18 protein-coding genes are annotated in these 20,958 nt (G+C 63.5%); 8 read left to right on the top strand and 10 right to left on the bottom strand.

Features of this window, described 5'->3' with window-relative positions; genetic code table 11:
* The first annotated feature begins 77 nt into the window (after positions 1 to 77).
* The 4 genes from BV071_RS35465 to BV071_RS35460 all read left to right on the top strand — a co-directional run bounded on the left by BV071_RS35465 (position 78) and on the right by BV071_RS35460 (position 8,028).
* On the top strand, positions 78 to 4,790 hold the full coding sequence (locus BV071_RS35465) for a choice-of-anchor D domain-containing protein (RefSeq protein ID WP_035609415.1): 4,713 nt from the start codon (positions 78 to 80) through the stop codon (positions 4,788 to 4,790).
* Positions 4,780 to 6,114, top strand: coding sequence for a choice-of-anchor D domain-containing protein (locus BV071_RS16500; protein WP_035609412.1), 1,335 nt, complete (start codon positions 4,780 to 4,782; stop codon positions 6,112 to 6,114). The genes BV071_RS35465 and BV071_RS16500 overlap by 11 nt, the downstream gene beginning before the upstream one ends.
* A complete protein-coding gene (locus tag BV071_RS16495) occupies positions 6,077 to 7,690 on the top strand; it encodes a delta-60 repeat domain-containing protein (RefSeq protein WP_035609410.1) in 1,614 nt (537 codons plus the stop codon). Before BV071_RS16500 ends, BV071_RS16495 begins: the two co-directional genes overlap by 38 nt.
* Before the next feature lie 86 nt (positions 7,691 to 7,776).
* Positions 7,777 to 8,028, top strand: a complete 252-nt coding sequence (locus tag BV071_RS35460; RefSeq protein ID WP_265594523.1) for a hypothetical protein — start codon at positions 7,777 to 7,779, stop codon at positions 8,026 to 8,028.
* A gap of 5 nt (positions 8,029 to 8,033) precedes the next feature.
* Here BV071_RS35460 and BV071_RS16490 read toward each other — a convergent pair whose 3' ends face one another.
* The 9 genes from BV071_RS16490 to lepB all read right to left on the bottom strand — a co-directional run bounded on the left by BV071_RS16490 (position 8,034) and on the right by lepB (position 16,015).
* Positions 8,034 to 8,804, bottom strand: coding sequence for a PH domain-containing protein (locus BV071_RS16490; protein WP_035609407.1), 771 nt, complete (start codon positions 8,802 to 8,804; stop codon positions 8,034 to 8,036).
* A complete protein-coding gene (locus BV071_RS16485; RefSeq protein ID WP_265594522.1) occupies positions 8,797 to 9,351 on the bottom strand; it encodes a PH domain-containing protein in 555 nt (184 codons plus the stop codon). Before BV071_RS16485 ends, BV071_RS16490 begins: the two co-directional genes overlap by 8 nt.
* Before the next feature lie 225 nt (positions 9,352 to 9,576).
* Positions 9,577 to 10,326: a purine-nucleoside phosphorylase gene (locus BV071_RS16480; RefSeq protein ID WP_052573451.1), complete on the bottom strand. Its 750-nt coding sequence runs from the start codon at positions 10,324 to 10,326 to the stop codon at positions 9,577 to 9,579.
* A 106-nt stretch (positions 10,327 to 10,432) separates the two neighbouring features.
* Complete coding sequence (locus BV071_RS16475; RefSeq protein ID WP_035609404.1) at positions 10,433 to 11,926, bottom strand: hypothetical protein; 1,494 nt, start codon at positions 11,924 to 11,926, stop codon at positions 10,433 to 10,435.
* Positions 11,923 to 12,780, bottom strand: coding sequence for a hypothetical protein (locus BV071_RS33110; RefSeq protein WP_265594521.1), 858 nt, complete (start codon positions 12,778 to 12,780; stop codon positions 11,923 to 11,925). The genes BV071_RS16475 and BV071_RS33110 overlap by 4 nt, the downstream gene beginning before the upstream one ends.
* A 92-nt stretch (positions 12,781 to 12,872) precedes the next feature.
* Positions 12,873 to 13,412 carry a hypothetical protein gene (locus BV071_RS16460; protein ID WP_035609402.1) on the bottom strand — a complete coding sequence of 180 codons (540 nt, stop codon included), beginning with the start codon at positions 13,410 to 13,412 and terminating at the stop codon, positions 12,873 to 12,875.
* A complete protein-coding gene (locus BV071_RS16455; RefSeq protein ID WP_035609400.1) occupies positions 13,412 to 13,882 on the bottom strand; it encodes a hypothetical protein in 471 nt (156 codons plus the stop codon). The genes BV071_RS16460 and BV071_RS16455 overlap by 1 nt, the downstream gene beginning before the upstream one ends.
* 33 nt (positions 13,883 to 13,915) lie before the next feature.
* A complete protein-coding gene (locus BV071_RS16450; RefSeq protein WP_052573449.1) occupies positions 13,916 to 14,755 on the bottom strand; it encodes a squalene/phytoene synthase family protein in 840 nt (279 codons plus the stop codon).
* 63 nt (positions 14,756 to 14,818) lie between these two features.
* Positions 14,819 to 16,015, bottom strand: coding sequence for a signal peptidase I (lepB, locus tag BV071_RS16445; protein ID WP_035609397.1), 1,197 nt, complete (start codon positions 16,013 to 16,015; stop codon positions 14,819 to 14,821).
* 289 nt (positions 16,016 to 16,304) lie between these two features.
* Between lepB and BV071_RS16440 the strand changes: the two genes are divergently transcribed.
* From BV071_RS16440 to argF, 3 genes are read left to right on the top strand one after another with little or no spacing between them, the layout of a single operon-like run.
* Entirely contained in the window at positions 16,305 to 17,258 is a 954-nt protein-coding gene (locus tag BV071_RS16440) for a DMT family transporter (RefSeq protein ID WP_035609394.1), read from the top strand.
* 44 nt (positions 17,259 to 17,302) lie between these two features.
* Positions 17,303 to 18,565 carry an acetylornithine/succinylornithine family transaminase gene (locus tag BV071_RS16435; protein ID WP_265594520.1) on the top strand — a complete coding sequence of 421 codons (1,263 nt, stop codon included), beginning with the start codon at positions 17,303 to 17,305 and terminating at the stop codon, positions 18,563 to 18,565.
* Positions 18,562 to 19,464, top strand: a complete 903-nt coding sequence (gene argF, locus BV071_RS16430; RefSeq protein ID WP_035609391.1) for an ornithine carbamoyltransferase — start codon at positions 18,562 to 18,564, stop codon at positions 19,462 to 19,464. The genes BV071_RS16435 and argF overlap by 4 nt, the downstream gene beginning before the upstream one ends.
* 131 nt (positions 19,465 to 19,595) lie before the next feature.
* Here argF and BV071_RS16425 read toward each other — a convergent pair whose 3' ends face one another.
* Positions 19,596 to 20,510, bottom strand: coding sequence for a histone deacetylase (locus BV071_RS16425; protein WP_035609948.1), 915 nt, complete (start codon positions 20,508 to 20,510; stop codon positions 19,596 to 19,598).
* A 115-nt stretch (positions 20,511 to 20,625) separates the two neighbouring features.
* On the opposite strand from BV071_RS16425, the gene BV071_RS16420 reads away from it, so the two are divergent.
* Positions 20,626 to 20,952 carry a DUF485 domain-containing protein gene (locus BV071_RS16420; protein ID WP_035609389.1) on the top strand — a complete coding sequence of 109 codons (327 nt, stop codon included), beginning with the start codon at positions 20,626 to 20,628 and terminating at the stop codon, positions 20,950 to 20,952.
* The last annotated feature ends 6 nt before the right edge of the window (positions 20,953 to 20,958 follow it).

Here is a 20,958-nt window from a genome sequence, read left to right as displayed (position 1 = left end):
GACGGGCATCGTGCGGCAAGGGAGAAGAAGCTGCCTTACGGCGCGACGAATCGTCGCGCTCTCTCTTTGTCGACGCTATGTTGCGCCTATCTCTGTCATCTGCCCTTGCGACGATCATCGCGATCTGCCTGGCCCTGCTTGCGCGCCCGGCTGCTGCCGCGCCTGGCGATTTGGATGCCACCTTCAATCCCGCGTTGAATAGTTCCGTGCAGTCGGTGCTGCCGCTTCCCGGCGGGCAGATCCTGATCGGCGGCTCCTTCACGACCGTTTCCAATGCGCCCTTGAGATACTTGGCGCGGCTCAATGGCGACGGGAGCGCCGATCCCGGCTACCTCGCCAGCACGGATGCGGCGGTGAGCCTCATCGCCCTCATGCCGGACGGACAAGCGGTGATCGCCGGCTCCTTCACCACGGTCAACGGCACTCCGCGGTCTAGGGTCGCCCGCCTGAATGCGGACGGCAGCTTGGACCAGAGCTTCAATCCGGGTTGCAGCAATGCTCCCTACTTCCTCCTCGGACTTCCAGATGGCAAATTGCTCGTTGCCGGCAACTTCACCAGCATCGCGGGACAGAGCCGGTCGAATCTCGTCCGCTTGAACCGGGACGGCAGCGTGGATGAGAGCTTCAATCCCGGGGTGAATGGATCGGTCGCGGCGCTGGCCTTGCAGCCGGATGGCAAGCTGCTGGCGGGCGGGAGTTTCACGAGCGCGGGCGGTCAGATCCGCCAGCGGATTGCCCGCTTGCTGGAAAACGGGAATGCGGACCCTTCCTTCATCGGTGCGGTGTCCTATTATTCCGTTTCTGCCTTGGTCCTGCAGCCGGACGGGCGGATCCTAGTCGGTGGCGATTTTTCGACTTTTTCCAGCTATCCCTGCAAGAACCTCGGCCGCTTGCTGGCGGATGGCAGCACCGACCCCGCTTTCCAAGCGAGCTTTTCTTCCACCGTCGTTTCCCTGATTCTGCAGGAGGATGGCCGGATTCTCGCCCGCTTTTCCGGTTCTTCCGATGTGAATGGCGAAGCTCGCTCCGGAGTGGCGCGGCTGGAGCCGAACGGTGATCTCGACCCGAATCTCCATCCGGCCTTCTCATCCTCGGTTTCGGGAATGGCGCTGCAGAAAGATGGAAGGCTGCTCGTCTGTGGATCCTATCTCTCCGTGAACGGGGTGACACGTTCTTATCTCACCCGCCTGGAAGGCGGTCCCATCACCCAATCCCTGGAGCAGCAAGCCGGAGCGCTCCACTGGTTGCGCAGCGGTGCCGCTCCCGGGCTGGAGCGGGTGCTGGTGGATGTTTTCACCGCAGAGGGCGGCTGGGTTCCGGCTGGCGAGGCATCCCGCATTCCCGGCGGCTGGTCGGCTTCCCCGCCGCTTCCGCCCCGCGGAACCGTACGCTTCCGCGGTTTGGCAACTCCCACGGGCTCCCGCTCTTGGACGGTCGACGATACCTTGACCCTCGGGGATGCCGTGCCCGCGATCCAAGTGGAAGATGCGGGTGGCAACCCGCTCGCCGGGTCCCTGGATGTGGGTTCCGCGATGGCTGGCAATTCGCAAATCAAGACCGTGAAGGTCCGCAACACCGGTGATGGCACCTTGAGTGGCCTGACCGTGACGGTGACCGGTCCCGATGCTGCGGACTTCAAGGTGGAGGGTGGCAGCGGGCAATCGCTTGCCCCCGGGGAGCTGACGGCCTTCCGGGTCCGCTTCACCCCCGGTGCCACGGGTAGTCGCCTCGCGTCCCTGCAAGTGGGCAGTACCGGCATCAGCCCGGCCGTCATTTCCTTGGGCGGCCAAGGCGCAGGCAGCACGCTGGTGCCCGCACCGGTCTTCGGTATCGCCAAGGGGCCGCTGGTGGTCTCGGAAGGCTTTATCGCCACGGGATTGAGCTTTGGAACCTTGGTGCTGGATGCCGCTCCCGCTCCGGGCGAAGTCTTCACCGTCGTAAACAATACCTCCGCCGCAGCGATCAACGGGACCTTTACAGATCTTCCGGCGGAGGCAGTGGTCAGCGCCAGCTTCGGCGGCGAGACCTATTCCTTCACGGCAGGCTATCGCGGTGGCGACGGCAACGATCTGGTCCTTACCCGCACCGGCACCGGCTCGCCCCTTGCTGCCATGAAGGCATCCACCAGCTTCGTGGAACTCGTCGTTCCGGCAACTGATGGAAAGCTCTACGCGACCAGCTCCTTTTTCATCGAGAACCAGATCCGCTACGGGATCGGTCGTTTCAACCGGGACGGCTCGCTCGATACGGGCTTCAACTATTCCTCCAGCTTTTCCTCATCCGATCCGGTCCGTGCGATGGCGGTCCAGGACGACGGCAAAGTTCTGGTTTCGAGTTCCTCAATTTCCTCCGGCGCATCGATCCTTACCCGTCTCCTTCCAGACGGGACTCCGGACTCGGGTTTCAATGCCAAGGTCGCCAGCATTGGCAGCTTGGACCCAGGGCCCGCTTCGACCATCGTGGTGCAGCCTGACGGGAAGATTCTCGTGGGCGGCTACTTTACCGGCATTCGCCGCTATTTGGTCCGCTTGAATGCGGATGGCAGCTTGGACTCAAGCTTCCAACCCAACTCCGGCGGTCCGGTCTACAGCATCGCACTGCAGCCGGATGGCCGGATTTTGGTGGGCGGCGGCTTCACCACCATGGGCGGCCAGACGCGCAACCGCGTGGCCCGCCTGGAAGCAAACGGCAACCTCGACCCCGGATTCGATCCGAATGCCGATTCCGAGGTCAGCGTGATCGGTCTCTCGCCCACCGGTGAGATCCTTCTGGCGGGTTCCTTCCAGACACTGGCCGGAGTGGCCTGCAATCGCTTCGCTCGGCTATCGGCGGCCGGGGCGCTGGATGCTACTTTCAATCCTTCGCCGAATGGATCGCTGCGTTGCTTTGCATGGCAGTCGGACGGGAAACTCGTCGTCGGAGGAAACTTCACCGAGCTGGACGGCCTGCCGCGCACCCGTTTGGCGCGCCTGTTGGCGGATGGCAGTGTGGATGGAACCTTCAATGCAAGTGCAGAAGCAAACGTCGAAACCTTGGCCCTGACCGAAGATGGCAGCCTGTTCATCGGCGGATACTTCACCGCGGTGGGCGGGGTGCAGCGCAATGGGTGGGCCAGGCTTCAGAACGACGCGGGAGCCAGTGCCCCGGCGATCGTCGGCCCTGATACTGCCCGCTGGACCGTGAGCGGCAGCGCGGCCGAACTCACCGCCGCGCAGATCGAGATCATGCCCCAGGGCCAGTCCACTTGGTCCGCTCCGGTGAGCGCTACGCGGATTTCCGGTGACTGGGAAGCGGGCGGACTTTCCTTACCGACCCAAGGCGTCGGCCGCTGGCGGGGTAAGACCGCTACCGCCCGCGATGGTGCGACGGCATGCACAGTCGAGACGATCTTCACCTTCGGTGGAGCGCTTCCGGAGATCGCGGTGAAAGGGCCCTTGGGTGAAGGGCTTCAGAACGGGTCCACCAACCTCGATTTCGGAAATGCGCTCACAGGCACCCGGTCCAGCCTGACCCTGCGGATCTCCAATGTGGGGGATGGTATTCTTGAAGGGGTGCTCGCCAGTATCCAAGGGCCGGATGCCGCCAGTTTCGGCATCACCAAACAACCCGTGGCGGCGAATCTCCCCGGAAGTTCGACGGAACTTGTTATCCGCTTCCAGCCCACGGCAGCCGGTACAAAATCGGCAACCCTTTTGATCGCTTCGAATGATCCGGATGAAGCGCCTTTCACCATCACCTTGTCCGGGACCGCCTCCACCACCGTCTTCTCGCCGGTCTTCAATTATCTCGGGCAGGAGAACCTCGCATTTACCGGTTTCGACGCCTCCAGCCTGAGCTTTGGCGCGCTCACCCTGAACGCGGCCCCCGCAGCGGGCACGATGTGGCGGGCCTTGGACTTCTCGGGCACCGCCGCCTTCCCGGGCCGCTTCACGAACCTGCCAGATGGCGCGATCGTGAGCGCCAGCCATCAGGGGGTGGAGTACCTGTTCCGGGCCAGCTACACCGGCGGCACCGGGAATGACCTGGTCTTCATTCTCACTGGCAAGGGTGACTTCGATCCCACCTTCGCCGGGGATGCCGACGCGGAGGTGTATGCGATGGCGCTCCAGCCGGATGGGAAAATCCTGATCGGTGGCGGGCCATTTGCGAGGAATGGCGTCGGACCGGACTATCTCGCGCGCTTGCTCCCCAACGGCCAAGTCGATGAATCATTCCGTACCGTGGCGGATAGTTACGTTTATTCCGTTTCCCTTTTGCCGGACGGGAAGATTCTTGCCGGAGGCCTTTTCACCAAGCTTGGTTCGACCTCAAGCTGGAACTTCCTCGCAAGATTCCTTGCGGATGGATCGACGGACACCTCCTTCTCCTTCACCCTCTTTTCTGGCACTCCCTTGTGCATTACCCCGCCGCTCGCCGATGGGAAATTCTACATAGGCACCGGCGGGGTCATTTCGAACGGCGTCTACCAGACGGCCGTCAGGCGGGTGAATGCAAGCGGTTCCGTGGATAGCGGCTTCAATGCCATGGTCACCCCCTCGGTGAGGTCGGTCGTCGTGCAGGCCGACGGGAAAGTTCTCATCGGCGGCGGCTTCACTGCGGTGAACGGGGTGCCGTGGAAACGGATCGCCCGCTTGAATTCCGACGGCAGTTTGGACCCGACCTTCAATTCTGGTGCCGATGGCACTGTCAATGCGTTGGCGATCCAGCCTGACGGCAAAATTGTGGTGGGTGGCAACTTCACCGCCATCGGGGGGGGCGAGCCGCAGCAACCTAGCGCGCTTGCTCCCTAGCGGTTCGGCCGATCCCGACTTCCAGCCGGCGGATCGGGGCGAGGTGGTGAGCCTTCTCCTGCAGGCGGATGGTGGCATCATCGCCGCCGGTTCCCAAAGTGCTTCGGCGCTGGCGATCACCCGGCTGACTTCCACAGGTGCCACCGATCCCACCTTCGCCAGCGGCCTGATCAACACGGTACGGGCCATCGCCTTGCAGCCGGATGGCCAGGTCCTGGCTGCCGGCGCCATGGCTTCGCCTGCGGGGTTCAATTACCTCAGCCGCTTGGAAGGAACGCCCGCGGTCTCCACCTTGGCGGTACCGGATCTGGCGAATGTGGAATGGTCCCTGGGCGGGAGCTTCCCCGATCTTACAGGGGTGACTTTCAGGCGCTACAGCTCGGGGTCCTCCTCAGCTGTCAGCCTTCCCACGGCCAACCGCACTGCCAGCGCTTGGAAGGTCTCGGGCTTGGCGCTTCCGGCATCAGGCATCGTGGCGGCGCGCGGGAGGACGAAAGGTGGCTACTATGGTGGCTCGAATGGTGCCGTGGAGCGCTATGCCAACTACGGTGGCACCGCTCCGGTCATGAAGGTCACCGGCCCGCAGGCACAGGTGCTCGCCAGCAATACCGGGGTAGTCGATCTGGGAGCCGTGCTCAGCGGCAACTCGCTTCGCAGCTCCTTCACGATCGCGAACCAGGGTACGGGCTATCTCGGAGACTTCTCCTGGCGGATCACAGGCCCGCAAGCCGCTGACTTCAGGTTGGTATGGGTTTCCGGTCCGCTGCTGCCTGCCCAAAGCGGAAGCCTGCAGGTCAGCTTCTCTCCCCAGGCGGCCGGGCCGCGGCTCGCGACGCTGGAGATCACCAGTAATGCCACGCCCTCGCCATTCCTGATCCAGCTGTCGGGCACAGGGATCGGCACGGTGTTCTCTCCCTCCTTTGCGACGGCAGCTCAGGCAGGAACCACTTACGCGGGATTCAAGGCAAGCGACCTTAGCCTGGGCCAGATCACCCTGGGCTTCTCACCCCAGCCAGGTACCATTCTCAAGCTCGTCAATAACACCGCCAGCACCGCGGTGACCGGCACCTTCGCGAACCTTGCGGAAGGGAGTATCGTCAGCGCCACCTTCGGTGCGCTTCACTACGACTTTTTCGTCCTCTATGCCGGGGGCGACGGCAATGACGTGATGCTGCTTTTGAAAGGGCCCGGCGTGGTGGACCCCGCTTATGCGCCGGTCGTCCGTGCATCCAACAATGCTCCCATCGTCTTACGCGACGGTCCCGGCACCGGGGGGCAAGGCTCTCATGACCGGAAACTTCAACTCCGTGCAGTCGAAGTATAGCTACGATCTCGTGCTCCTGAAAGCGGATGGCAACCCGGATGTCTCACTCGATCTCACTACCAGCAGTGGTGTCCGCTGTGCCGCAGTGCAAGCCGATGGCCAAATGGTGCTCGGCGGTAACTTCTCCCAAGTGAACTCTTCCACCCGCAGGGGGCTGGCCCGGATCGCTCGTTATGGGCCCACGGAACCGGCCTTCAATCCGAATATCCAAGGAGGTGAAGTTAGGAATATCCTGCTGTTAGAAAATGGCAAGATGCTCGTCGCCGGTACCTTCACCTCGGTCGGTGGCGTGACCCGCACGGGGATCGCACGGCTGCATCAGGACGGTTCGCTTGATCCGAGCTTCGATGCGAGTGTGGGAGGGTCCGTCAATGCAGTGGCCCTGGAACCGGACGGAAGCATCCTGATCGGCGGGGCTTTCACCAGTGTGCGCTCGACCCCGAGGAACAACCTTGCCCGGATCGATGGCAGCGGTGCCCTTGATGCGACTTTCAATCCCAATCCAAGCGCGGCAGTCTCCGTGCTGGTGATCCAGCCGGATGGCCGGATCCTGGCGGGTGGTGACTTCCAGAGCACCGGCGGCGGCTCGGCCCGCGGCTATGCCCGTCTGCTTCACGGCGGCACCCTGGACAGTTCGCCGGCGCTAGCTCTGGACGCCAGCGTCAACAGCATCGCCCTGCAGGCCGACGGAAGGATCCTGCTGGCCGGCAGCTTCACCCAAGTGGCGGGGCAATCGCGCCCGCAAGTGGCCCGCCTCAATCCGGATGGCAGCCTTGATTCGGGCTTCACCTTCGCTGGGGCGAACGCGGCGGTGAATGGAATCTCACTGCAAGGGGATGGCAGCATCCTCATCGGCGGAGCCTTCACCAGCGCCAGTCCCTTTGCCCGCACCTCCTTGGCCCGGCTCTTCAACGATCCTGCGACTGCGGCTTTTGAGATGACCGGTCCCTCTTCCCTGCGCTGGCTGCGAGGGGGATCCGCGCCGGACGCGAGCCGGGTCTATTTCGAGACCTCCAGCAATGGCTACGAATGGACCCATCTCGCCAATGCGACCCGCACTGCGGGCGGCTGGGAAGCAAGCGGCCTTGATCTTGCCGGGGGCAACTTTGTCCGCGCCCGGGCCCTCGTCGCGGGCGGGATGTATAACGGTTCGTCGGGCCTGGTGGAGAGCCAGTCCTTGCTGGTGCCCTTGAACCATCTTGAGGAGTGGCGCTTGGCCCGTTTCGGCACCGCTGCCAATGCCGGGCAGGCGGCCGATGGCGCGGATGCCGACAATGACGGCATCGCCAACCTCCTGGAGTATGCCACCGGAGGCGATCCATGGATTCCCGGGACGAATCCAGTGGCCCTGCAGCAGGGCGCTCTCTTCCACCTGACCTATCCCCGCTCCACCGCGGCCGTCGAACACGGCACCCAATTTGTCGTGGAGTGGAGTGACCAGTTGGGAATCTGGAGCACCGATGGCATCACAGAGACCGTGATCGGTGGCACGGCGGAACTGCCCTTGATCCGGGCTAGCATCCCGCAGGACGGTAGCTGGAAGCGCTTCGCCCGCCTGCGGGTCCTAGCGCCCTGACGCAATCGCGTAGGATGGGCACTCGGAGCTTGGGTTTTATTAGGAAATGTTTATTAGCCCGGGTGGTCTTTGACTGCTGCTGCCCGATGCGCCCCGCCCTCCCTTTCACTTTTGCCCGCCTTGGTTCCACCGGGATCCGGGTCGCTATGCTGTTAGGCGCGTTGTCCCTCGCCGCTCCCGCTGACACGGTCTCCGCGGCGAAGCCTCAGCCAGGAGTGGAGGTCATTGCCAAGGAGGCACCCGTCGATACCGTTCCGGAGCCGCAGGTGCCCTTCCAGGTGATCGCCGTTGCCGGTGCCTTGCTCATCTGGCGCAATCGCCGCCGGACGAGCCATTGATTGTATCAGCGTGATGCCGCCGCTTGTCGCAGTGCCCGGGCCTCGGCCAGGACTTCTTCCAGGGCCGCATTGAACGCGAGCCCGTTTGCTGCAGGAAGCGCGGGCGGAGCGGAGTGGTGGTGATCATCGCGATCCCCTAGGCCGCTGTCCTTGTGGCCGCGCATCCGTGCCGCGATCAGGTTCTTCACCTCCTCCGCATTGTCGATGCCGCGGAAGTAGGCGGTGTGGAGATTGAGACCGACCGTCTGATGCTGGCTGGTGGCAGTCACGGCACCTCCTCCGGCGGTTTCCACCTTCAGGTCGGCGATGCCCAGCATCCGCTGGATCGGGCCTTGGGTGACCGAGAGATTCTGGATGTTGGCGAAGGTAAAGGTGATCTCGCGCACATTGGTCACGCCCTCGCGGATCCGCAGGCTACGGTCGGTGACCAGATACCAGCGCTTCTCGAAATCGAGATGAACGATCGCCAGGCGGAACAAGGCGTGGGCCACGAGCGAAGCGATAAGCAGGATCTCCACCACGATCATCACTGCGATCATGCCATCGCCCGCGGCACTGCCGGGCGACCCGAAGATCACTCCCAGGATGATCGCGAGCGGAATCAGCGCCAGGATCGCCGAGAAGGCCGTGCCGATGCCCCAGAGCACCTTCAGGTATTGCAGGTACTTCGGCGCGGCGCGGAAGACCCGCGCGCTCGATTCGTCGCCCGGCGGTGCCTCGGGCTCGGGCGGGATGCGCAGCCAGCGTTCGGCGAGTTGGCGGAAGGCGCTATACATCGGAGGGAGGCGAGGGTTGGCGGGCTTCCAGCGCTTCGCGAGTCTGGCGCAGTTCGTCGCGGATCTGCAGCAGTAACTCGATGGCACCGCTGCCCACGGCTTCCTGAGGAGGCGCAGTGGCCAATGCCGGGGATGAGGCGGGACGCAGATCGCCGCGGGCCCCACGCATCCGCGAGTAGAGGAAATCGCGGATCGCCTCGAATTCCTTGAAGCCTTCGATCACCAGCTCGGCACCGGCATTGCCGGAGGCGGTCTGCACCTGCACGTCCGCCAGGCCCAGCCAGCGCTGGATGAAGCCGGAGCTGAGGTGGATGTCCTGGATCCGGGCGTAGGTCAGGTTCACCTCGCGGCGGAAGAGGATGCCGACCTTCATGTGGATCCCTTCCTCGTCGAAGCGGTAGCGCAGCGTCTGGTAGCGGAAGAAGTGATAGGGTAGCGCGATCAGGATGCCCGGCCCGGTCAGGATGCAACGGATCAGATAGAGCTTCCACAGGGAAGGGTGGGGACGCTCAAGCGCGAAGATGCCGGAGTTTGCTTCAGCAGGCACAATCGCATTCCAACAGGAAACGCGGGGTGGCGGCAACTCCTACCGGCTGTGGCGGCGGTGGAAAACAGGGAGATGTTTCCACAGTGCCTGAAGGTTCCGGGCAAGGACACTGGGTGCGCCGACTTTAGTCGGCCCGATTGGCCCCAAAGCACGAAACGGAAAAGGGAGACTGAAACTTGGCAGGCCGACTGAAGTCGGCGCACCCAGTGGGCACCCGGTCAGAGATCAGCTTTCCCAATTCCCCGCGCACCATGCCTCTAACAAGCTCATCATCGCCGCTGCAGCGGCAGCTCCCGTCTCGATCACCTCGGCGTGATCCAGATTCGTGGCACCCATGCCGGCACCCCAATTGGTAAGGCAGGAGAAGGCACTCACCTTGATCCCCAGGGCGCGGGCTTGCAGTGCCTCGAGCACGGTGCTCATGCCGACTGCATTCGCGCCCATGGTCTGCAGCATGCGGATCTCCGCCGGGGTTTCGTACTGCGGTCCCCGTAGCCCGGCATAGACGCCTTCATGCAGCTCGATCCCCAGCTTTCCCGCCAGCGCGCGGAAGCCCTCGCGTGCCTTGATCTCATAGACCTCCGTCATGTCCACGAAGTTCGGCCCACCTTCCAGCGGCGAGGTGCCGGTCAGATTCAAGTGGTCGGAGAGCATCATCCATGAGCCCGGCTCCATGCCCGGATCGAGCGATCCCGCGGCATTGGTCAGGATCAGGTGACGGACTCCTTGCTCATGCATCCAGCGCACCCCGGCGGTTAGCGCCTTGGCATCATGGCCTTCGTAGAGATGCACCCTGCCCTGCATGACGATCACGGATTGTCCGCCAAGCTTGCCGAAGAGGAAGCGCCCGGCATGGCCCTTCACCTTCGAGACGGGAAGCCCGACCTCCGCGAAGCCGGTCGTGCGCTCCACCACCACGCGGTCCGCGAGCGGCCCGAGGCCCGAGCCGAGAACGATGCCTACCAGATCTGCCATGGCCGGAATCTGAATGAAGCGGCCGCGAGAGGCAAAGCTCCTCTCAGGATTCTTCAAGCGAACGCGCCGGCTCATCCTTCGTCCCAAAGGGACGATAGAAGAGTGACTACGGCAGCATGGTCGCCTGATAGTAGAGCACACTCCCTTCGAGCGCCGAGCCATCCACGGCCCGCAACTTCGCGAGGTCAATCCGATGAATCGCGCCCTGCTTCGCCTCAAGCGGCAGGACAATCTCACGCTTGTCCTCGGAAAGCTGCGGTGCCCCGAAAGCCAGCGCCGCCTCATCGATCTTCGGCGAACCGTAGTCCTGGCGATAGAGGTAGCTGAAGCGATTCCCCGCGATGCCATCCGCGCCCGCCGATACCGGCTGGCTGAAGTGGATCCGGAAGGCCTGCTTGTCGCCCGCCTTCTCCAGCTTCACGGAGGTCACGATGAAGGCCGTATCAATGTCCTTCGGCGTGATCTTCACCAAGCCCTCGGCACCCGCCCATGAAAGGTGCGTCTTGCCGACCCACAGCCCGCCATCGGGGCCGAAGCTCAGGCGGTGGTTGCCATTGCCTAAGGCCGTGCCGTCGAACATCGGCAACAGCGCGCACTGGCGGAAGCCACCGACATCGTCCGGGATGTAGCGCACCATCCGGTTTTGGTTCATCTCACCGAAGACCATCTGACCCGCATAAGGACCCCACGATGCCGGGAAGATCACCGGCTGGGTAGGGGAGTTGGCGAGGTCACCCTGTGGGAAGCGGCCGGTTTCCTTGTTGCGCATCGCATCCAATTCCGGCACTGGCAGCATCCGCGGATCGCCCTTGTCCCAGCCTTCCCGCCATACCAGCGAGGCCGGGTGGCCATTGAAGCTGCCGCGCTTCACCACATGCAGTGGTGAGGTCCCACGCCAGTCGCCCTCGTTGTCCGTGACTAACAGATTGCCCTGGGGATCGAAGCCAATGCCCTCCGGCGAGCGGAAGCCGCAGGCGAAGGGCTCCACCGACTTGCCGTCGGGCGAGACCTTCATCACCCAGCCGCGATAGGGCACACGCGAATACATGCGGCCCGCATCCTTGCTGCGCTTGCCCCAGTTCGGGTCGTTGACCATTTGCTTGAAATCGAGCACGCCGAGATCCGACCACTTGCCGCGGACCTCCTCGCGCACGCCGGCGCCATTTGAGCCGAGATTGAGCGAGATGTAGTAGAAGCCATCCGGCCCCTTCGCGGGACCGAAGGCGAACTCGTGGTAGTTCCCGCTCATCCCGAAACCATCATAGATGGTCTCATATTCGTCGGCCTTTCCATCACCATCACTATCCTTGATCCTCGTCAACTCGGCGCGCTGCATCACCACGAAGGTGGATGGCGACTCCGCGAGGATGCCCAGCGGCTCCTGCAAGCCTTCGGCGAACTTCGACCACTTCTGCGTGGCAGGATCGAAGAACATCAGCTCACCGCGATGGAAGACCGCGGCCACCCTGCCATCCGGCAGCGCGGCCACCCCGCCGATCTGCGGGTCCACGCCCGAAGGGTTCGGCAGCCGGTCGATCTGGAAGCTGGCCGCGGAAGCACCAAGCGTCAGCGCGGCGAAGTAAGAGAGATGCCGTATCATTTCCAGCGGGTGGTGAGGTTGACGGAATTGGGTTGTTGCGGCGTAGGGAGATAGACTCTGGTGTTCGACGTGCCCTCCGCGTCTTTCGGCTGGTCCTCGGAGAACATGATGCCCTCGCCGGTGAAGTTCCGCTCGATTCCCTGGCCGTCGGGAAGAGGCCGGATGGTCTCCTCTACTGTCGCTCCCGACTGGATCCGGTAGCGGAAGGTGGGAATGCCATCTTTGCCGGTGCGATAGCCGAGGAACTTGCTGACAAAGGTCTTGTCGCTCCCGAACGAGAAAGGCCGCGACTCCTCGTGATACACCACCTTGCCATCGATCTTCGCCAGCGAGCTGCCATTGGCCTTGAAGTAGGGCCAGCCATCGATGAAGCCGCCCTTCCACACATAGCGCAGGCGGCACTCGGAGGCATCGAAGCAGAACGACAGATCACCCGGCAGTGCCACCGCGATGGCCGCCGGCGAGGCATCCGGCATGAAGATCCGCATCACCTGCGGGCGGCGGACCGTGCCGGCGGGCGCGGCGAAGGGATCCGTGTCGGACTTGGCCTGCTCCTTCTTGCCGCTGGCCTCGGCGATCACATAGGCGTGCAGCTCGCGCAGCGCCGGCTCTCCCAGATGCGCCATCGAGGGCATATCCACAAAGCCATCGCGCTTGTGCTCCGGCTTCAGGCACCACTGCACGAAGCCGTCGGGATTGTTGCGATAGATCCCCGCGACCTCCACCAGCGAGGGGCCCACCAGCACGTGATCCACGGAATGGCAGGCGGAGCAATTGGTCTGGAAGGTCTGGGCCGGAGGATCCGCGGCGAGCGCGGTGGCACAGCTCATGAGGAGGAGCCAGGATGTTCTCATTCGATTGGGGTAAGTCTTCCGGCTTTAGCGCCGGGTGCAAGATCGCGAAATATAAAGGCCGCACTGCAACCCGGGCCGATGCGGCCGCCACATTACCTGCCGGGAACGATCCGGCTTTCGTTCCGGATCGCCACCACCTTCTCGGCAGGCAGGCCGGGTCGGGCCGCGGGAAGCGTGAAAGTCAACACGCTGCGGTGCTCCTCCTCCTTCACATCGATCTGATAGATCACTTCCTCTGGATCATGGTCCGTTGGCAGGTAGTAGGAGCGCTGCCCGTCCGCGAGTTCTTCCAGCCCGCCATCCAGATTCAGGATCTTCACGTGCCTCACCCGTGCGAAGGTGCCGCGCCCGATGCCATATTCCACGAGCAGGTAGTTCCCGTGGACCGCCACCGCTCCGCTGGCATAGGTCGAATTGAGCCAAAGCTCGTGGGGCTTGCCGCCGGGCTTCTGCACGGTGAGCAGGAGATGATCCTCCTTGAAGGCAGCATCCGGGACCTCGCGGCCCTCCACGGTCACACTCAGCTCACCGATGTGCAGTTTCGCGTCGTGATCGAACTCGTGCCACTCCAAGTCCGCCCGGGCAGATGCCGTCAGGCAGGCCATCGAGAAGACCAGAGCCGCAGCGCGCATCAAGGCACCCGGAAGATCTTCCCGTTCGAGGGGTCCTTGGCCAAGGCTCCGCTCTTGATGCCGTTCAGATCGAGCTCGTTATACGGGGCGTAAGGGCTGACCACATAACCGGGCTTCGAACTCGTCTTGCCGAAGGGATACTCCTTCTTCGGGGCCGGAGCTGGTGCCGGGGCCGGCTGGGGTGCGGAAGCGTTGCCCTCCGGTTGGAAATCATCGTCGATCCGCGGCGCGGTCGGGCGGGAATCCGCTTGGGGTCCGGGAGCGTTGCCGCCTCCATCCATGCGCTCGTAGCGGCCGGTCTCGCCACCGTAGGCGTCGGGTCCCGGCGCTTCCTGCGGTCCCGGGCGATTCTGGCCATAGGGATAGCCGGGTCTCCCCTGGCGATACGGAGGCCGTTGCTGCGTGTAGGGCTCCGGATAAATGCAGGAGCTGGCAGCAAGGACGAAGGGCAGCAAAAGTAGCACTTTCATTTCGGCCGTCGGACGGTGCGGATGCCGGAATATTCAGACCGTCGGGCCGAGGCGCAAGAAATGCTTCGAAAAGATCGCCATCTTCCGCGCTTTCGAGAGGCTGTAGCGGCGGTCGAAAACCTTGAAGCCGTCGCGCTTCATCTTCTCCAACAGGGTCTGGTAGATCGAGCGCATGATCTCCGCCGGCACCAGCGCCTTGGCGTCGCTTTTCGGCATGGCCGCCACCGCTTCCGCGTAGAACGAGGCGGCCCGCTCGGCCTGATAGTTCATCATCGCCACGAAGCGGCCGTCATAGACGCGGCCGATCAGATCGCGCTCGCTGTATTGGAAACGCCCCAAATCGGCGAGTGGCAGATAGATCCGCACGCCATTGGCAAGGTCCTCGCCCACGTCGCGCAGGATGTTCGTGAGCTGCAGGGCGTGGCCCAGCTCCACTGCGTAGCGTTCTGAGGCCGGATCCTGGGCGCCGAAAACCTTCAGCGAGGCCAGACCGACCGCGCAGGCCACCTTGTAGGTATACTGCGAGAGATCCTCCCAAGTCCCGAAGCGTTGCGGCCGCAAGTCCATCAGGCAGCCGTCGATGATCGCGGTGAGCAGATGCACCGGGATCGAGTGGCGCTCGATCAGGGCCACTACCTCCGCTTGCAGCGGATCGGGATTGGGAAAACCGTTCTCAAGACCCACCTTCCACGCGAGCAGGCTCGCCTCCCGTTCGTTGATCGGGCGGTCAGGGTCGTCGGCCAGATCGTCCACGACCCGGCAGAAAGCGTAGAAGGACACCATGCCTTCACGCCGCTCCTTCGGCAAAATCTGCAGTGCGAACGCGAGGTTCGATTTCGCCTGCTTGGTGATCTCAGCGGAATCGTGCTGCATGGGATGGGGTGGGGTACGATGCACGTGAAGTGCCAGTCCCGCCATTCGTGCTTTTGCGCAAGATCAACGGATGAATCCCCAATGGCCACTGGTGATCGGCCAGAGCGAGAAAAGCGCCGGTCCAGCCAGATTGAACTCCTTGACCGTGCCCCAGTAGCGGGAATCCAGCGAATTCCCGGTATTATCACCGAGCGCCGCGTACTCACGCATGCCCCGCGGGGCTTCGGACTTGAGCTTGAATTGCTGCTCGCTGGATTTCAGCGGCTGCGGGTAATCCGAATCGGGCCGCGCCAGCTCGTAGCCGTTCGGGTTAAGCCGGCCGTAGAGGTCCTCAGCTTTAATAACTCTCTGGAATCCAGGCTCTTGGGCGATCTTGCCGTTCACGTAGAGATCCGGCGGCCGGATCTGCAGGGTATCGCCGGGCACGCCGGCGAGCCGCTTGATGTAGTGGGTACCGTCGGCCTGGTCGCCCATCGCGCGGGCCTTGAGACCGCCGGTGGGAATAGCCCGCGTGTCGAATACGAACACCTCGCCGCGCTTCGGACTGCGGAAGTGATAGGAGAATTTGTCGACCAAAACCAGGTCGCCGGCATCGATCGTCCCTTTCAAGATCACCTGGCCCTTCTTGTAGACTGGGGCGTGGGCTTCGATCACCTTGCGGGTACTATCGCGTGGGATCCGCAGCGCGCGGCAGGTCTCGCCATCCGGAGCGGCGATCTTGATCTTGGTGCCATCGGAGAAGGTGACCGCCGTGCGGGTGAAGAGGAACCAAGAGGTGTCTTCCACATTCGTCACGTGGCAATCGTTCTCGGCAACGATGTTCTGGTAGGAGCGCCCGCGCAGCACGAAGTCGAGCGCCTGTTTGCCGAACCAAGGTTTCTCGTCGGCGTCGTGCTCGGTGATGTTGATCCCGTTGAGCGTCGGCTGCATCGAGTTGGTGGGGATTCGGAAGGGCTGCACCACGTAGGCTCGCAGGCCGAGGGCCACCACCAAGGCCACGAAGATGACCTCCACGTTCTCCTCCCAAGCGCTCTGCTGCGGGAAATGCGGGAGCGCCTTCTCACAGGTGTCGCGCAGATGCTTGGAAGCCTCCGCGGCCTTCGCCTGATCGTCGGCCTTCATCGCGTCGAGCAGATCGGCGCGGCGCGACTCGATCTCATCGATCCGGTCCTGCTTGAGGAGGTCCCGCTTGTAATGGAGGAACTTCTTGGCCCCCTTGTGTAGGAGCTTCGCCTCTTTCTTCCACTTCGGCGTGAACATCGGGGCGAAGTCTCAGCGTGATTTCCGGGGCATGCAAGCCCGGCCTAACGGGGCCCGTTCCAATGCGTCCTTGACTTTCCACCCGCGCTTTGCCACTCCCCGCCCGTGCCCGCGCTCCATCGCAAAGCCGTCCGACTCGCCGCCCGCGCCATTTGGCGTATGGGTGCGTTCGGAGCTTGATGGCCACTTGCCACCTCCGGACGCGGCCCACGGGCCTCCGGAGGAAGTGCTGATGAGCTGACTTTCGCCGCGCCTGATTGAAGCCGTTTCCGGATCTCCTGCCGATCCGATGAAACCAAACGATTCCTCCCTTTCCGACCCGCGCGGCGTGCTGCTGATGCTGCTCTCGGTGTTCCTGTTTGCCGCGAACACGCTGCTGATGAGGGCCCTCAGCCTGCATATCCCGGCGGCGGACGGCTGGATGGGCATTCTCTACCGGGGTTCCGTCGGCATGCTGATGGTGGCCGCGCTCTACGGCTTCGGGCGGGGATTGTCCTTCAAGGCTTTGGTCGGCACCCCGCTGGTCGCCTTGCGGGGGATCATCGGCGCGCTGGCGACCGCGGCCTTCTACGTGACGATCGGCAGCTTGGGAGCCTCCCGGGCGGTGGTGCTGAACCTGACCTACCCGATTTTCGCCACCCTGATCGCCGCTTGGTGGCTGAAGGAGGCGATTTCCCGGCGGGCCCTGCTGTGGATGTTCGCCGGCTTCGTGGGCCTGCTGGCCTTCGTGAAAGGGGATGCGGCGCACGGCTTCAGCGCTTGGGACCTGTTGGCCTTGGCCGGTGCGCTGGGCGCGGGCATCGTGGTCGTGATCATCCGCAAGCTGCGGGCCACCGAGCACGCCGGGACGATCTACGGCTCGCAGTGCTTCTATAGTATCCTCTTTGCCCTGCCGCTGCGGGCCGGGCATGTCATGGAGGTCCCGCTGCCGGGTCACGTCGTGCTGATCCTGGCGGCCGCCATTGTCAGCATTTCCCAACTGGTGATGACCAATGCCTACCGGACCCTGCCGGTCTCCCAAGGCTCCTCGATCCAGATGCTGCTGCCGCTGGTGACCGCGGCGGGGGCCTATCTGTTCTTCGGCGAGCGCCTCACGGCGGTGGAGCTGGCCGGTGGCGCGTTGACCCTGCTGGCCACCTGGCGGGTCGCCGCGGCCCCGAAACGACGACGAAGCGAGGAAACCCCCTCCGTGATTCCGGGAGATCCAGCCGCGACCCCGGTCGTGGCGGTCTCCGACCCCTGATTGTTTGCTTCCGATATCGTCCAAATTCCCGATTTGCCAAAACCATGAAGACCGCTAGCGTCCGCCCCTTTCCCATGAGCCACGTTCTATCCACCTACGCCAGATTCCCTGTCACGCTCGTCCGCGGCGAGGGCACCCGGGTGTGGGATGAGGCTGGGAAGTCCTATCTTGATTTCTGCACCGGCATCGCCGTGTGCTCCCTCGGCCACTGCCCGCCGCGGCTGGTGGCCGCCATCTGCGAACAGGCCGGCACCCTGCTCCATGTCTCGAACCTCTACACCATTCCGCAGCAGGAAGAGCTCGCCCGGGTGATCGTGGAAGACCACGTGAAGCTGCCGGGCAAGGTCTTCTTTGCGAACTCCGGTGCGGAGGCGAATGACGGCCTGATCAAGACCGCGCGGCGCTTCGGCCATGCCCGGCCGATGCCGGACGGCGCGCCGCGCTACGAGGTGCTCAGCTTCACGAAGTCCTTCCACGGCCGGACCCTCGGCGGCATCAATGCCACCGGGCAGGACAAGGTGAAGGAGGGCTTCGATCCGATGTTACCGGGCTTCCGGCATCTGCCCTTCAACGACCTCGCGGCCCTCGAAGCGGCGATTGCGCCGGAGACCGCGGCGATCTTGTTAGAGCCAGTGCAGGGTGAAGGCGGCGTGAATGTCGCCACCCCGGAGTTCCTGCGGGGCGTCGCGGCGCTCTGCAAGAAGCATGACCTCTTGCTGATGCTCGACGAAGTGCAGACTGGCTTCGGCCGCTGCGGTCAGGCCATGGCTTGGCGGGCGATTGCCCCTGAGATCCAGCCTGATGCCATTTCTTGGGCCAAGGGCATGGGCGGTGGTTTCCCGATCGGTGCCTTCTGGCTGTCCGACAAGACGATTGATGCCTCGGGCAAGACCCTGTCTTCGCTCATGGGGCCCGGCTCGCATGGCACCACCTATGGCGGCAATCCGCTTGCTTGCGCGGCCTCGCTCGCGGTGCTGGCGGAAGTCGCGGAGAAGGATCTGAACGCGAACGCGCTCAAACAGGAGCAGCAGATTCGCGAAACGATTGCCTCGTGGCAATTGCCCGCGATCACGGAAGTCCGCGGCGTTGGCCTGCTGTTGGGAGTGGGCCTCGATACCTCCACGTTTGCTGTTCCCGAAGGCAAGCTTCCTGCTGCCTTCGTCTGCGGGAAGCTGCTCGAAGCGGGCCTCTTGGTTCCGCCCGCCGGCCCCGAAACCATCCGCTTGCTGCCACCGCTCAACGTCTCCGATGCGGAGATCGACGAGGCCCTTGCCATCTTCAAATCCGTCCTAGTCACCCTGTCATGAAGCACCTCCTTTCCATTGAGGAACTTACCGCCAGCGAGATGGTCTCGCTGCTCGATAGCGCCACCGAACTGAAGGCGGAGCGTGGCTATCACAGTGGCCAGCCGCTGGCAGGACAGACTTGGGCGATGATCTTCACCAAGTCGTCCACGCGGACCCGAGTCTCCTTTGAGGTCGGCATCCGCGAGCTGGGTGGCTTCCCGATGTTCCTCTCGAAAAATGACATCCAGCTCGGTCGCGGAGAGCCTATCAAGGACACCGCCCGCGTGCTGGGGCGGATGGTGCACGGCTGCATCATCCGGACCTTCGCGCAGCAGGACGTGGTGGACTTTGCCGAATACTCCGGCATCCCGACGATCAATGCTCTCACCGATGACGAGCACCCCTGCCAGATCCTGGCGGACTTGCTCACGGTGAAGGAAGTGCTCGGCGAATGGGAAGGGAAGAAGATCGCCTTCATCGGCGATGGCTTCTCGAACATGACCATTTCCTGGATGTGGGCGGCCAAGCACCTCGGCTTCGAACTCGCCGTCGCGGCACCGGCGGGCTACCAGCCGACCGCGGATTTCCTCGCGAAGCTGGATGCGCCGAACGTGACCGTTACGACGGATCCCGTAGTTGCCGCGAAGGGCGCGCATGTGATCAACACCGACGTCTGGCTCTCGATGGGCCAAGAGGACCAGAAGGACAAGGAGGAGGCTTTCGGGCCCTTCCAGGTGAACTCGGCTCTGCTGGAACACGCCGCGCCGAATCACATCGTCCTGCACTGCCTGCCGGCCTACCGCGGCAAGGAGATCACGGAGGAAATACTGGAGAAGCACGCCGACGTGATCTTCCAGGAAGCGGAGAACCGCCTCCACGCGCAGAAGGCGATCCTGGTGGCGCTGGCTTCCGGACGCTAAGCCTACCTATGGAGTGCGGCGGCACGACGTCGCTTTGGCTTGGTGAAGACTTGTTCTCCACCGATTCGTGGCCGTGAACCGCAGCGGCAACTTTCCGCAGTCAAAGCGGTGTCGTGCCACCGCACTCCACATCACAAACCCCGATACTCCCCGGCCAGCTTCTTCGCCGTGGCCACCGTGTTCCGGTGGATCTTCGCGGTGAAGTCCGGCTGGCGGTTATAGCCACCGCCATACAAAACCGCCACCGGCACGCGGTTCCGAATAAAGGACCGGAGCAGCACCTCATCGCGTTTTTGCAGATCCTTCACGGAAAGATGCATCTGCCCAAAGCGGTCGTTGCGGTGATTGTCTGCACCCGCGATCCAGATCACCAGATCCGGTGCGAAGGTATCCAGCGCGGCTGCCAGGGTGCTGAAGAGCTGCTTTAAGTACATCTCACCCTCCACGTAGCGCACCGTCTCCACATCCATGGAGCCGGCGATCTTCTGGGTCGGGTAGTTCTTCCCGACGTGGATCGAGTAGGTGAAGACCCGCGGGTCATTGCCCAGCAGCGCGGCGGTGCCATTGCCCTGATGGGCATCGGTATCGACCACCATCACCTTGATCCCCGGGCGCTTGTCCTGGAGATCCCGGATCGCGATCGCAACGTCATTGAAAACGCAATAGCCCTCGCCGTGCTCGCGGAAGGCGTGGTGGGTGCCGCCGGCGAGGCAGACTGCCACGCCCTCGGCCAGCGCTGCGTGGCAGGTCTGGCGGGTGGCCTCCACCTCGGTGGCGCTGCGGCCGTAGAGCTCCGGGGTGACCGGTAGGCCGAGTTGGATCTGCTCCTTGCGGTCGAGCAGGCCTGAATAGATCCGCTCGATGTAGGCGGTGTCGTGCACCGCCTTGAGCAAATGGCTGTCGGCCACCTTCACCTCCACGATTTCCTCCGGCCGCAGGATCCCGCCATCCAGGAGCATGTCCTTGGAAATACGGAACTTCTCCATCGGGAAGGGGTGCCCCGATGGCAATTTCAGCTCCAGGTCTTGCGAGTAGAAGCAGCGCATCGCCACACCCACGCAACCACAGCCCGGGCCCCTTGCCCAATGGATTCTCACTGCGGCATCACCCCCATGCGTTTTTGACACGTTCCGCTGCGGCTGCTAGGCCCTGTGAATAACCATGGCAAACCCGACCAAACCCGATTGGGAAGCGCTCGCCGCGCGTCCCGATTTCGCCGCGCTGCTGGCGGCCAAGCGCCGCTTCATCATCCCGGCCACGATTTTCTTCCTCTTCTACTACATGGCCCTGCCAGTGCTGATCGGCTACTTCCCGGAGCTGATGAAGCGCCCGCTGGTCGGGAAGGTCAACGGTGCCTACCTTTTCGCATTCTCGCAGTTCCTGATGACTTTCATCGTCGCGGCCCTCTACATGCGCCGCGCCCGCCAGTGGGATGCGATGGAGCACGCCCTCCTGTCCTCCATCGAGAACTCCCAATCCAAGTCCTGAGCCGAT

This window comes from Haloferula sp. BvORR071 (assembly GCF_000739615.1).
Lineage (GTDB): Bacteria > Verrucomicrobiota > Verrucomicrobiia > Verrucomicrobiales > Akkermansiaceae > Haloferula.
Note: the sequence above shows the minus strand (reverse complement) of the source record. Positions and strands in the feature narration are given on the sequence as shown.

Coding starts and splice junctions, on each gene's coding strand:
- BV071_RS35465 (WP_035609415.1), top strand. CDS start 78: ATGTTGCGCCTATCTCTGTCATCTGCCCTTGCGACGATCATCGCGATC.
- BV071_RS16495 (WP_035609410.1), top strand. CDS start 6,077: ATGACCGGAAACTTCAACTCCGTGCAGTCGAAGTATAGCTACGATCTC.
- BV071_RS35460 (WP_265594523.1), top strand. CDS start 7,777: ATGCGCCCCGCCCTCCCTTTCACTTTTGCCCGCCTTGGTTCCACCGGG.
- BV071_RS16490 (WP_035609407.1), bottom strand. CDS start 8,804: ATGTATAGCGCCTTCCGCCAACTCGCCGAACGCTGGCTGCGCATCCCG.
- BV071_RS16480 (WP_052573451.1), bottom strand. CDS start 10,326: ATGGCAGATCTGGTAGGCATCGTTCTCGGCTCGGGCCTCGGGCCGCTC.
- BV071_RS16475 (WP_035609404.1), bottom strand. CDS start 11,926: ATGATACGGCATCTCTCTTACTTCGCCGCGCTGACGCTTGGTGCTTCC.
- BV071_RS33110 (WP_265594521.1), bottom strand. CDS start 12,780: ATGAGAACATCCTGGCTCCTCCTCATGAGCTGTGCCACCGCGCTCGCC.
- BV071_RS16460 (WP_035609402.1), bottom strand. CDS start 13,412: ATGCGCGCTGCGGCTCTGGTCTTCTCGATGGCCTGCCTGACGGCATCT.
- BV071_RS16455 (WP_035609400.1), bottom strand. CDS start 13,882: ATGAAAGTGCTACTTTTGCTGCCCTTCGTCCTTGCTGCCAGCTCCTGC.
- BV071_RS16450 (WP_052573449.1), bottom strand. CDS start 14,755: ATGCAGCACGATTCCGCTGAGATCACCAAGCAGGCGAAATCGAACCTC.
- lepB (WP_035609397.1), bottom strand. CDS start 16,015: ATGTTCACGCCGAAGTGGAAGAAAGAGGCGAAGCTCCTACACAAGGGG.
- BV071_RS16440 (WP_035609394.1), top strand. CDS start 16,305: ATGAAACCAAACGATTCCTCCCTTTCCGACCCGCGCGGCGTGCTGCTG.
- BV071_RS16435 (WP_265594520.1), top strand. CDS start 17,303: ATGAAGACCGCTAGCGTCCGCCCCTTTCCCATGAGCCACGTTCTATCC.
- argF (WP_035609391.1), top strand. CDS start 18,562: ATGAAGCACCTCCTTTCCATTGAGGAACTTACCGCCAGCGAGATGGTC.
- BV071_RS16425 (WP_035609948.1), bottom strand. CDS start 20,510: ATGCGCTGCTTCTACTCGCAAGACCTGGAGCTGAAATTGCCATCGGGG.
- BV071_RS16420 (WP_035609389.1), top strand. CDS start 20,626: ATGGCAAACCCGACCAAACCCGATTGGGAAGCGCTCGCCGCGCGTCCC.